The organism is Streptomyces diastaticus subsp. diastaticus, assembly GCF_011170125.1.
Lineage (GTDB): Bacteria > Actinomycetota > Actinomycetes > Streptomycetales > Streptomycetaceae > Streptomyces > Streptomyces diastaticus.
In genome coordinates this window covers 2,398,301-2,409,518 of sequence record NZ_BLLN01000005.1, presented here as the reverse complement: position 1 = coordinate 2,409,518, position 11,218 = coordinate 2,398,301, and the positions used below count along the sequence as shown (strand labels likewise).

General features: G+C 76.8%; 6 protein-coding genes. 3 read left to right on the top strand and 3 right to left on the bottom strand.

The window, feature by feature from the left end:
- Position 1: 1 nt before the first annotated feature.
- The 3 genes from Sdia_RS27750 to Sdia_RS27740 form a co-directional block, all read right to left on the bottom strand.
- Positions 2-1,336, bottom strand: coding sequence for an ABC transporter substrate-binding protein (locus tag Sdia_RS27750; protein ID WP_181843946.1), 1,335 nt, complete (start codon positions 1,334-1,336; stop codon positions 2-4).
- Between the two features lie 466 nt (positions 1,337-1,802).
- Positions 1,803-2,267: an anthrone oxygenase family protein gene (locus Sdia_RS27745; RefSeq protein WP_229830196.1), complete on the bottom strand. Its 465-nt coding sequence runs from the start codon at positions 2,265-2,267 to the stop codon at positions 1,803-1,805.
- Between the two features lie 119 nt (positions 2,268-2,386).
- Positions 2,387-5,353 carry an FHA domain-containing protein gene (locus Sdia_RS27740; RefSeq protein ID WP_189499839.1) on the bottom strand — a complete coding sequence of 989 codons (2,967 nt, stop codon included), beginning with the start codon at positions 5,351-5,353 and terminating at the stop codon, positions 2,387-2,389.
- A 1,180-nt stretch (positions 5,354-6,533) separates the two neighbouring features.
- Here Sdia_RS27740 and Sdia_RS27735 point away from each other — a divergent pair.
- The 3 genes from Sdia_RS27735 (at position 6,534) to prfB (ending at position 11,193) form a co-directional block, all read left to right on the top strand.
- Positions 6,534-8,180: a serine/threonine-protein kinase gene (locus Sdia_RS27735; RefSeq protein ID WP_185393364.1), complete on the top strand. Its 1,647-nt coding sequence runs from the start codon at positions 6,534-6,536 to the stop codon at positions 8,178-8,180.
- A 335-nt stretch (positions 8,181-8,515) separates the two neighbouring features.
- A complete protein-coding gene (locus Sdia_RS27730; RefSeq protein WP_189499823.1) occupies positions 8,516-9,778 on the top strand; it encodes a serine/threonine-protein kinase in 1,263 nt (420 codons plus the stop codon).
- A gap of 299 nt (positions 9,779-10,077) precedes the next feature.
- Positions 10,078-11,193 (top strand): peptide chain release factor 2, encoded by a 1,116-nt coding sequence (gene prfB, locus Sdia_RS27725; protein ID WP_100457793.1) that lies wholly within the window; start codon positions 10,078-10,080, stop codon positions 11,191-11,193.
- The last annotated feature ends 25 nt before the right edge of the window (positions 11,194-11,218 follow it).

Here is an 11,218-nt window from a genome sequence, read left to right as displayed (position 1 = left end):
CTCACTCCTTGTAGGCAGCGGCGGCGGCCCGCTCCAGGGCCTTCTGGGTGCCCGCGACGTCCTCCGGGTCCTTCAGGAAGTCCTGGAGCGCCTTCCACTCACCCTTGCCGGGCGTCCCGCCGAACGCCTGCGGTGCCTGGTCCGACATGTCGAAGCGGATGTCGTCCCCGGCCGCGATCAGCGCCTCGGCGATGTCCCGCTGCACGTCGTTGGGGTACGCGGCGGTGTCCACCGCCTTGTTGGGCGAGATGAACCCGCCCTCCTTCGCCCAGATCTCCGCGCTCTCGGGACCGGCGAGGAAGGTCAGCAGCGCCTGCGCGCCCTTGCTGTCCTTCAGCGCCACCGCCGCGTCACCGCCCACCACGGCGGGGGAGTTCTCGCCGACCGCGGGGAACGGGAAGACCTTGGCGTCCGTGCCGATCTCCGCGTCGGTCTGGCCGATGTTGATGGAGACGAAGTCGCCCTCGAAGACCATGCCGGCCTTGGGCTGGTCGCCGCCGGTGAAGGTCTGCGTCACCGAGGCGGGGAACTCCGTCTGGAGGGCGCCGCTCTGGCCGCCCGCCAGGTAGTCCTTGTTGCCGAAGAGGCCGGCCAGGGTCTCCAGCGCCTCCTTCACCGAGGGGTCGGTCCACTTGATCTCGTGCTCGGCCAACTGGTCGTACTTCTCGGGGCCGGCCTGCGAGAGGTAGACGTTCTCGAACCAGTCGGTGAGCGTCCAGCCGTCCGCGCCCGCCACCGAGACCGGGGTGACGCCCGAGTCGAAGACGGTCTGCGCCGCCTTCAGGAAGTCGTCCCAGGTCTTCGGCTCCTCGACGCCCGCGTTCTCGAAGACGGAGGTGTTGTACCAGACCAGAGACTTGTTGGCGGCCTTGAAGTACACGCCGTACGGAGTGTCGTCGACGGAGCCCAGATCGGCCCAGCCCTCGCTGTAGTTCTCCTTGAGCGCCGCCTGCGCGTCCTTGCCGAGCGGCTTCGCCCAGCCGTTGGCCACCGCCTGCTCGATCGCGCCCACCTGCGGCAGCATCGCCACGTCGGGCTGGCCGCCGCCCGCCACCTTCGACTCCAGGAAGCCGATGATCGGGTCCTGCGCCGGGACCAGAGTGACCTTCGCGCCGGTGGCCTCCTCGAAAGCGTCCAGGACCTTGCGGAAGGCGTCCTTCTCCGGCCCGCTCCACACCGCGGCCACGGAGACGGTCTGACCCTTCAGGTCGGGGCCCTTCGCCTTCGGCGCGTCGTCCTTGCCGCTGTCGCCGCCCGAGCCGCCGCACGCGCTGAGAGTCAGGGCGGCAGCCGCCACCACCACGGCCGTCCTGCGGATGCGTGAAGCTCCACTCATGGCTTCCCCGTTCTGATCGCTCCGTCCGGCGGACCCGGACGGGGCCCGCCGATTGTGGTGTTCCGGTCTACGCGGGCGGGCGGGGGTCGGCAAGAGGCGGACCGCGCCAATACTCTTATGTGATCGGCTTGTGACGTGCCGTCAGTCGTCGTGGCGAGGGCGGGCCCCAGCCGTGCCGCGCGGGCGCCGGAAGGGGAGCTGCGGTGAGGCGCGGACGCGCCGGGGCGGGGGCCCGCTCCGGAAGGGGGAGACGCCGGTTCCCGCCTCGCCGGGCGGAACGCCCGAGCGGCCTCCGGCCGCCCGTTCCCGGCGGACCGCGGAGCCGCCTGCGGCGCGCTCCGGGCCGTCTTCGGCCGAACGCGGCCGCCCTGGACGGAACACCCCTTTCAGGAGGTTCTCTGCGCGATGGCACCGCTCTCCGGCGGGTACCGCCCGGCGCCCCCGGCGGTCGCCCGCCGCCGCCCCGTCACCCCACCACCGCGACCGTCATCAGCACCGCGGCCGCCACGGCCAGCAGGGTGCGCACCCGGTGGAGGGTGTTCCACCGGCCCTCGAAGGCGGTCCGGGCCGCCCGTTCGCCGCCCGGGCCCGCGGCGGCGGCGAGCGCGTTGTTGAGCGGGACGTTGCCGACGGCCGTCACCGCGTGACCGAGGACGGCGCAGACCAGCGCGGCCACGGTCAGCGCCCGGTCGGTGCCGGTCGCCCCCGCGGGCGGCACCCAGAGCGAGGCGGCGGGCAGACCGACGGAGCCGAGGAGGAGCAGCAGGAACACAGGCCCCGGCACCTTCTCGTTGACCTTCCGCATGACCTGGGTGAACTGGGTGTCCTCGGCCTCCCGCAGCGCGGGCATGACGCCCGACTGGAAGGCCAGGAGATAACCGGCGTAGAGGCCGGTGGCGAGGACGGAGAGTACCGCGAGCGTGGCAGCCATGGGCGCCATCATGGACGCGGGGCGCGACAGCGCGGGATGATTCCGGCCGCCCCGCGGCCTTTTGGCGCAGACCCCGGCACGGCCCGCCCGGACCCGGGCGGGCCACCCGCGAAGGGCCGTCAGCGGCCCCCGGAGGCCGCCCGTTCCAGCGCGCTCGCCAGCAGGGCCAGGTCGGTCGGTCCGTTGCCCAGTTCGCGCACCGGGCGCCGGGTGGGCGGGTCGCCGGCGCGGGACCAGTCGAGGGCGACCACGGTGGGCCTCAGGGTGGCCGTACGGGGGATGCGGCCGCTGACCCGGCCGGCCTGGAAGGGGACGGGGAGTTCGGAGTCGGGTGCGGTCAGCGTGCCGCGGCCGGGGGCCGGGTCCTCCGGGCCGCCGAGGGGCGTGTCCAGGGTGACGCGCAGCAGGGCGCGGCGGGCCAGCTCGGTGGCGGCGGCGCGCTCCATCGAGGCGGTGGTGGCGATCAGGTGGACGCCGAGGCGCTCGCCGTCCCGGGCCACCGCCTCCAGGGCCCGGACCACCGACCCGGCCGAGGGCCTGCCCGGCGAGCCGAGCGCGGGGGCGAGGAGCGCGTCGAGGTCGTCCACGAGGACGACGAGCCGGGGCGGCGGCGCGGCGGCGGACGGTTCGGACGCGGCCCCCGGCGTGGTGCGCAGCCGCAGGGTGCGGCTCGGCGGTGCCTCCACCTCGGCGTGCTGCTGCGTGGGGATGCTCGTGGGCGCGGTCCGGGTCTCCCCGGTGAGCGCCCGGTGCGAGACGGTGCCGGGGCGGGCCGCGGCACCGTCGCGGGCTATCGCCGTCGTCCGGTCCGCCCTGGGCGCGGGCACCGACGGGGTGGGCGCCGCGGCGGGGGCGAGGAGTTCGGCGCGACGCTTCAGCTCGGCCGCCAGGGTCTGTGCGAATTCCCGCATGACGCCCGGGTCGTGGGCGCCGAGGCGCGCGGTGACGTGCGGCAGCTCCGTACAGGACCGCAGCCCCTCCCCGGCACCCGGCCCGCCCGTGTCACCCCCGTCGAGCAGGATCAGCCCCAGCCGTTCGGGCCGCTCGGCCGCGCAGAGGGAGGCGGCGAGCGCGCGCAGCAGTTCCGTACGCCCGCTGCCCGGCGGGCCCTCGATCAGCAGATGGGCGCCCTGGTCGGCGGCCAGGTCGACGGTGACGGGCCCGTGCCGCCCGGCCCCGAGCACCGCCTGCACGCACCCCGGCGGCCCCAGCGGCGGGCCGGGGTGGTCGGCGGCGGCCGCCCAGCGGGCCAGCAGCGAGGCCGGGGTGGCGCGGGCGAGGCCCAGTTCGTCGAGGAGGCGGGCGGTGCGGGGCAGCGGGGCGGTGACCCGGGCGTGCGGCTCGGCCGAGGGGGTGTCGGGGCGCAGCGGGGCGAGGGCGCGGGCGAACCGCTCGGCCCAGGCGGGCGAGACCGCGTCGACGGTGGCGGGCACGCCCTGCCCGACCGGGCTGCCCCCGGCGACCCGCAGCAGCCGCAGCGAGGTGGCCACGTCGCCGGTGAGCAGCGCGGCGGCCCCGCAGGAGCGGAAGGCCGGGTTCTGCCCGGCGGCGGTCTCGAAGGTGGCGGTCAGCGGTGAGGTCGGCGAGGCGGGCGGGGTCTCGGCGAGGCACAGCACGTGGATCCCGGCCGCCGCACCCTGGGCGGCGAGCCGCTCGGCCGCCTCCCGCAGCTCGGGAGTCCCCGGATCACCGTCGAGCACCACCACGGTGTACGGGCCGCCGGCCGCCTCGTCCACCGAGCCTCCGGCGGCCCGGCGCGCGGCCTGCTCGTGCAGGGTCTCGTCCAGGCGGCGCAGCAGTTCGCCCGTGCGGGCGGCGGCCTGTTCGGGGTCGTGCGCCAGCAGCAGGCGGCAGTCCTGGCCCCTGGCCGGGCGGACGTGCGGAAGCCAGCCCAGCCAGGACCACTCGGCGGTCCGCGTCTCCACCGGCCGGGCGCGGTCGGCGGAGACCAGCACCAGGTCGAGCCGGTCCGGCGCGTGCAAGGCGGTGAGCTGGGCGAGGACGGCGCGGGCCAGTCCCGTCAGCCGCGGCCGGGGGCCGGCGAGGCCGAGCGAACCGGCCTCCAGCAGGCTGACCGTGACCGGCACGGCCCGTAGCGGGCCCGCGCCGGGACCGGCGGAGCGGTCGGCGGTGCCGAGGCGGACGGTGAGCGTCTCGGGGTGGCCCTGTGCCCGCTCCCACAGGCGCGGGCCCGGACCGAGGGCGGTGAGCAGCAGGGCGGCCGGGTCCGGCCAGGCGTCCGGGAGCCGGGGGGTGGGCGCGGGCGGGGCGGCCGGCTCGGGCGTGGCCGGGCCGGTGGGGCGGGGCGCGGAGAAGCGCCGGGCCCAGGCCCCGAGGCCGCCGCGTCGGCGGGGGGCCGCCGGCGCCTCGTCCGGTTGCCGCTCGACGGCGGTGGACGGGGCGGGCGCGGCGGGCGGTGCCGCCTCGCCCAGGGCGAAGGGGACGACGGGGCCGGCGTCGGGGGTGGGGACCCGCACGCGGCCCTCGCCGTCGGCGGTGGCGGGCACGGCGGGCGGCGGCTCGTCGGCGAGGCGCAGCCCGGACTCGCCGATGCGCAGCAGGGCTCCGGGGGCCAGCGGGACGGACTCGCGGCCGACCGGCTCGCCGTCCACCGTGGTGCCGTTGGTCGAGTCGAGGTCGGCGACCAGCACCCGGCCGTCGGGGACGACGGTGACGGCGCAGTGGGCGCGGGAGACGTCCGGGTCGTCCAGGGCGATGTCGGCGTCCTCGGCCCTGCCGACCCCGGCCCGGCCCCCGTGCAGCAGGTGGACGCCCCCGGCGTCCGGCCCGGAGACGACGTGCAACCGGGTGCTGGCGTCGGGCGGCACCGGGGCGGGCCCCGGGCCGTGCAGGGAGAGGACGGCGCCGTCGATCAGGGGCGGTTCGCCGAGCAGGGAGCGCTGGACGTCGAGCCGGTCCCCGCCCGCGTACAGGACGACGGGCCCCTCGCCGGCCTGCGCCGCTTGCGCGAGGGCGCCGGAGATGGCCGCGAGCGGGGTGCCCGGGGGAGCGGTGACCAGGAGGTCGCAGCCGTGTGGGGCGGTGGGGCCGCCGGGAGGTCCGAGGACGGTCAGCCGGATCTGCATCGCGGTCAGCGGTCCCTTCTGCGCCGGGACGGCGGGAGGCTCACCAGCCCGAACACCCGCCGCGCACCGGCCCGTCGGCCAGTACATCGGGGGCATCCTGTCACTTGCCGGTGACAACGCGCGCCCCGGCCAACAGTAAGTGATCTTGATTGGGCCATCTCTGTTCGGAAAAGTCCCGGCGGGACCGGCGAGGGACGCCGGGGATGTGGCCGGTACGCGCGGGGGCCCGCGCACACGGGCGGCGGGCCACCGGCACCGCGCCGCACCCCGGGCGCCGCTCCGGCGGGGAGGGGCGCCCGGCGGACCGGTGATCGGCGCGTTCTCGGCAGTCCGGTCAGCGGACGGCCGCGGCGCCGCGCCGGTCCGGCGCGTACGCGGGGAGGCGCCGCCGCACGCGCGGTCATCGGACAGGCCGGCCCTTTGCAGCGGGTGGGTCACAGAAGCGGGGGCGCGGGGGGCCGGCGCACCGAGGGTGCGCGTGGCCGGGGACGCGTCAGGGTGCAGGTGTCGGCTCTTCGCCCCACACGGGACGGCGCGTTCCCGCCCGTCCGCGCGCGGCCGTGTCTGTCGCGGGGGCGGACGTTCGCCGCGAGGCGAGGCGAGGCGAGGCGGTGCGGTGCCGGGGGCCCGTCGGCCGCCGGTGCTCGCGCAGGGGTGAGCCGCCTCTCACGTGCCGGAGTCCGCCCCGTGCCGGGCGGGCCGCGTCAGGCGGGGGGACGGGCCGCCCCGCGCGGCGGGCAGGCCACCGGGCCGCTCCGGGCGCCCGGAGCGTCCGGGGCGGCCGTGCCGTGCGAGCGTCGAGGGCCCGCCCGGGCCCCGGTGCGGGTCACGTCACGTTCGCCGTCCGCGTTCTCGTACGCGTGTGCGGTCCCACGCCCGGACGGCTGACCGGTGCGGGGCGGTCGGCACTACAGTGGTCCGGAACATCCGGGAGCGGTTCGCCTCACCGGTGACCGGAGGCCGCCCCGCGGGGCGGCCTCCCGGGCGGTCCGCGCGGCCGCCGGTCGCCGTACGCGCGCCGGACCCGGGGTCCGGTGGGCTGAGTACGCCGCCGGGCGGGTACGGACCCCACCGGGGCCCGGACCCGGCACCGAAGCATCCGACCGAAGACACCACACCGACCAGGATCGGCGCCCCCGGGCGGGCGCCGGACCGACCTGATCAGCAGGGAGCGCATGACGTGCGGCCGGTAGGCAGCAAGTACCTCCTGGAGGAGCCGCTCGGGCGCGGCGCCACCGGCACCGTCTGGCGGGCCCGTCAGACCGTGCCCGCCGGAGCGGAGGCGGCCGTCACCGGCAGCCCGGGGGAGACCGTCGCGATCAAGGTCCTCAAGGAGGAGCTGGCGAGCGACCCGGACATCGTGATGCGCTTCCTGCGCGAGCGCTCGGTCCTGCTCCGCCTCACCCACCCCAACATCGTCCAGGTCCGCGACCTGGTCGTCGAGGGCGACCTGCTCGCCCTCGTGATGGACCTGGTGGACGGCCCCGACCTCCACCGCCACCTGCGGGAGAACGGGCCGCTCTCCCCGGTCGCCGCGAGCCTGCTCACCGCGCAGGTCGCCGACGCGCTCGCCGCCAGCCACGCCGACGGCGTCGTGCACCGCGACCTCAAGCCGGCCAACGTGCTGCTCCGCGAGTCCGACGGCGAACTCCACCCGCTCCTCACGGACTTCGGCATCGCCCGCCTCGCCGACTCGCCGGGGCTCACCCGCACCCACGAGTTCGTCGGCACCCCGGCCTACGTGGCGCCCGAGTCGGCCGAGGGCCGCCCGCAGACCTCCGCCGTCGACGTCTACGGCGCCGGCATCCTCCTCTACGAGCTGCTGACCGGCCGCCCGCCGTTCGCCGGGGGCACCGCCCTCGAAGTCCTCCACCGGCACCTGGAGGAGGAGCCCACCCGGCCCGCGAACGTCCCCGAGCCCCTGTGGACCGTGGTCGAGCGCTGCCTGCGCAAGAACCCGGACGAGCGGCCCAGCGCCGAGAACCTCGCGCGCGCCCTGCGCACCGTCGGCCAGGGTGTCGGCGTGCACGCCTCCAGCGCGCAGATCGCCGCCGCCGAGGGCGTCGGCGCGCTGCTCACCCCCGACCCGTCCCCGGCCCCGGTCCCGCAGGAGGAGGGCGGCGACCCGAACGCCGCCACCACCGTCCTGCCCACCACCGGCGCCCCCGGCACCCACGACCCGGCCGCCGCCACCAGCGTCCTGCCGAACACCGGCCCGGGAGCGGGCGGCGACGCCGACCCGACCGCGATGATGCCGCCGGTGCCGCCCGGCCAGAACCCGGACGACCCGCACCCCTGGCAGAACCAGCTCCGGGCCGCCCGGGACCGCAACGAGCAGACCCAGGTCCAGTACCTCGACCCGGGCGAGGACCCGCTGCGCCGCCGCCCCCAGCGCCGCCCCGCACCCCCCGCCCCCGGCCAGGGCCAGGGCGGCTACGACGACCGGCGCCACCAGCAGGCCCCGCCGCCGCAGCCCTACCCGAACCAGCAGCAGTACGCCGCACCGCCCCCGCCCCAGCCGCAGCGGTACGCGCCGCCCCCGCCGCCCCCGCCGCAGCCCCAGCGGTACGAGCCGGAGCCGCCGCGGCGCGCCGAGCGGCCCCCGCGGGAGCCCCGCGAGCCGCGCCGCCGCAGCGCCAACCCCATGCGCATCCCCGGCCTCGGCTGCCTCAAGGGCTGCCTCTTCACACTGGTGATCCTCTTCGTCGCCGGCTGGCTGATCTGGGAGCTGACCCCGCTCCAGGAGTGGGTCGGCACCGGCAAGGGGTACTGGGAGCAGCTCACCGGCTGGGTGGAGTCGATCGCCGACTGGGTCGGCAGCTTCTAGGAGGTGTCCGCACACCCCCTGGCAGACGGCCGGGCCGCGACGCGTCCGCCCGCGCCCGGCCCCGGCGCCGCCCGGAGCGCCGGGTGAGCAGACAAGTCGACACGTGACCTGGCGGATTTCGGACCCGAACCCAGGGGAAACAGGGCAAAACCCGGCGTCGTGACGGCCCGCACCGTCGACCCGGCCACGGCCGTCCGCCGACGGCGCGTATTTTGACCGGGCGGGCGGCGCGGACGTACGCCGGGCGGGCCGGAGCAGGCCGCCCCCGCCCAGCGGTGCCCCCACCCCCTCATTCCCCGCGGCGCGCCCCCGGGGCCCGACACGTCGGAGCAGACTTGGCACGGAAGATCGGCAGCCGGTACACCGCCCACCAGATCCTGGGCCGCGGCAGCGCCGGGACGGTGTGGCTCGGCGAGGGACCCGAGGGGCCCGTCGCCGTGAAGATCCTCCGCGACGACCTCGCCGCCGACCAGGAACTCGTCGGCCGCTTCGTGCAGGAGCGGACCGCGCTGCTCGGCCTCGACCACCCGCACGTGGTCGCCGTGCGCGATCTCGTCGTGGACGGCAACGACCTCGCCCTGGTCATGGACCTGGTCCGAGGGACCGACCTGCGCACCCGGCTCAACCGCGAGCGCCGGCTCGCCCCCGAGGCCGCCGTCGCCATCACCGCCGACATCGCCGACGGGCTGGCCGCCGCGCACGCCGCCGGCGTCGTCCACCGCGACGTGAAGCCCGAGAACGTCCTCCTCGACATGGAGGGGCCGATCGGCCCGGGCGGCGCCCACCCGGCGCTCCTCACCGACTTCGGTGTCGCCAAGCTCATCGACACCCCGCGCCGCACCCCGGAACGGGCCGCGGGACGGGCTCCCGCCACCAAGATCATCGGCACGCCCGACTACCTCGCGCCCGAGATCGTCGAGGGCCTGCCGCCCCGCGCCGCCGTCGACATCTACGCCCTCGCCACCGTGCTGTACGAGCTGCTGGCCGGGTTCACGCCGTTCGGCGGCGGGCACCCCGGGGCGGTACTGCGCCGGCACGTCACCGAGACCGTGGTGCCGCTGCCCGGCATCCCCGAGGAACTGTGGCAACTCCTCGTCCAGTGCCTGGCCAAGGCCCCCGCCTCCCGGCTGCGCGCGGCCGAACTGGCGGCCCGGTTGCGGGAGCAGCTGCCGGGACTCGTGGGGATCGCGCCGCTGGAGGTCGACGAGCCCGACTCCGACGAGACCGAGCCGCCCGCCGCCCCCGAGGAGCCGGCGGCCCCCGCCCGGGACACACCCCGGCGCGCCGCCGTCTCCCTCGTCCCCGGGGCCCCGGCGCGCGACGGCGCCAACCGCGACACCCACACCAGCATGCGCGTCCCGGCCCCCGACGAGCTGGCCGGCGGCGCCCGCGGCACCGCCCGCGCTCCCCGGGCGGCCGGCGCCCCGCGCCCCGGCTCCGCCCGCCACCGCGCCGAACAGCGACGCCGCCGTCTGCGCCTCACCCTGGCCGCGGCCGCCACCGCGGTAGCCCTCGCCGTCGCCGGCTACGCCGCCACCCAGTCCGACCCCCCGTCCCCCACGGCCCCGGTCCGGCACGGCCCCGGCACGGGCCCGTGAGGACGGCTGGGGACGGCTGGGGACGGCGTCCGACCGGGGCGGGGGCCGGCCCGAGCCGTCGGCGTCCGGGAGCATCCGCGGCGGAGGCGGCCGCGACGGCCCGCCGGCCTCCCGGCCCGTCGGCCCGGCCCCCCGGCCCGCCTCGCACGGGCGAGGCTGTGACAAGCCGCACCCCACGCGCCCGCCCGGCGCGAGCCGCCCCCTGCCGAGGCCGTTCCGGCGCCCCCTCGGCCCGGCGGCCGGGCCCGCGGCGACCCCGCCCCGCCCGGGCACGGCCCCGCAGCCGTTACGCTGGATGCGTGGCAGTCGTCGATGTATCCGAAGAGCTGAAGTCCCTCTCCTCCACCATGGAGTCGATCGAGGCCGTCCTCGACCTCGGCAGGCTGAGGGAAGAAATCGCCGTGCTCGAGGAGCAGGCAGCGGCCCCGTCCCTCTGGGACGACCCCGAAGCGGCCCAGAAGATCACCAGCAAGCTTTCCCACCTCCAGGCCGAGGTCCGCAAGACCGAGGCTTTGCGCTCGCGGCTGGACGACCTCGCGGTCCTCTTCGAGCTGGCCGAGGCGGAGGACGACGCCGACACCCGCGCCGAGGCCGAGGGCGAGCTTGCGGCGGTCCGCAAAGCGCTGGACGAGATGGAGGTCCGTACCCTCCTCTCCGGCGAGTACGACGCCCGTGAGGCCCTGGTGAACATCCGGGCCGAGGCCGGTGGCGTCGACGCGGCCGACTTCGCGGAGAAGCTCCAGCGGATGTACCTGCGCTGGGCCGAGCAGCGCGGCTACAAGACCGAGGTCTACGAGACCTCGTACGCGGAGGAGGCCGGCATCAAGTCGACCACCTTCGCCGTCCAGGCCCCGTACGCCTACGGCACGCTCTCGGTCGAGCAGGGCACGCACCGCCTGGTGCGCATCTCCCCGTTCGACAACCAGGGCCGTCGCCAGACCTCCTTCGCGGGCGTCGAGGTGCTCCCCGTGGTCGAGCAGACCGACCACATCGAGATCGATGAGTCGGAGCTGCGGGTCGACGTGTACCGCTCGTCGGGCCCCGGCGGTCAGGGCGTCAACACGACCGACTCGGCGGTCCGCCTGACCCACCTGCCCACGGGCATCGTCGTCTCCTGCCAGAACGAGCGCTCGCAGATCCAGAACAAGGCGTCCGCGATGAACGTCCTCCAGGCCAAGCTGCTGGAGCGGCGGCGCCAGGAGGAGCAGGCCAAGATGGACGCCCTCAAGGGCGACGGCGGCAACTCCTGGGGCAACCAGATGCGCAGCTACGTCCTCCACCCGTACCAGATGGTCAAGGACCTGCGGACGGAGGCGGAGATGGGCAACCCGGACGCCGTCTTCAACGGCGAGATCGACGGCTTCCTGGAGGCCGGGATTCGCTGGCGCAAGCAGCGCGAACAGCAGGCCGGGTAAGGACGTACCGGCCGGGTCCGCGCGG

Coding starts and splice junctions, on each gene's coding strand:
- Sdia_RS27745 (WP_229830196.1), bottom strand. CDS start 2,267: ATGGCTGCCACGCTCGCGGTACTCTCCGTCCTCGCCACCGGCCTCTAC.
- Sdia_RS27740 (WP_189499839.1), bottom strand. CDS start 5,353: ATGCAGATCCGGCTGACCGTCCTCGGACCTCCCGGCGGCCCCACCGCC.
- Sdia_RS27750 (WP_181843946.1), bottom strand. CDS start 1,336: ATGAGTGGAGCTTCACGCATCCGCAGGACGGCCGTGGTGGTGGCGGCT.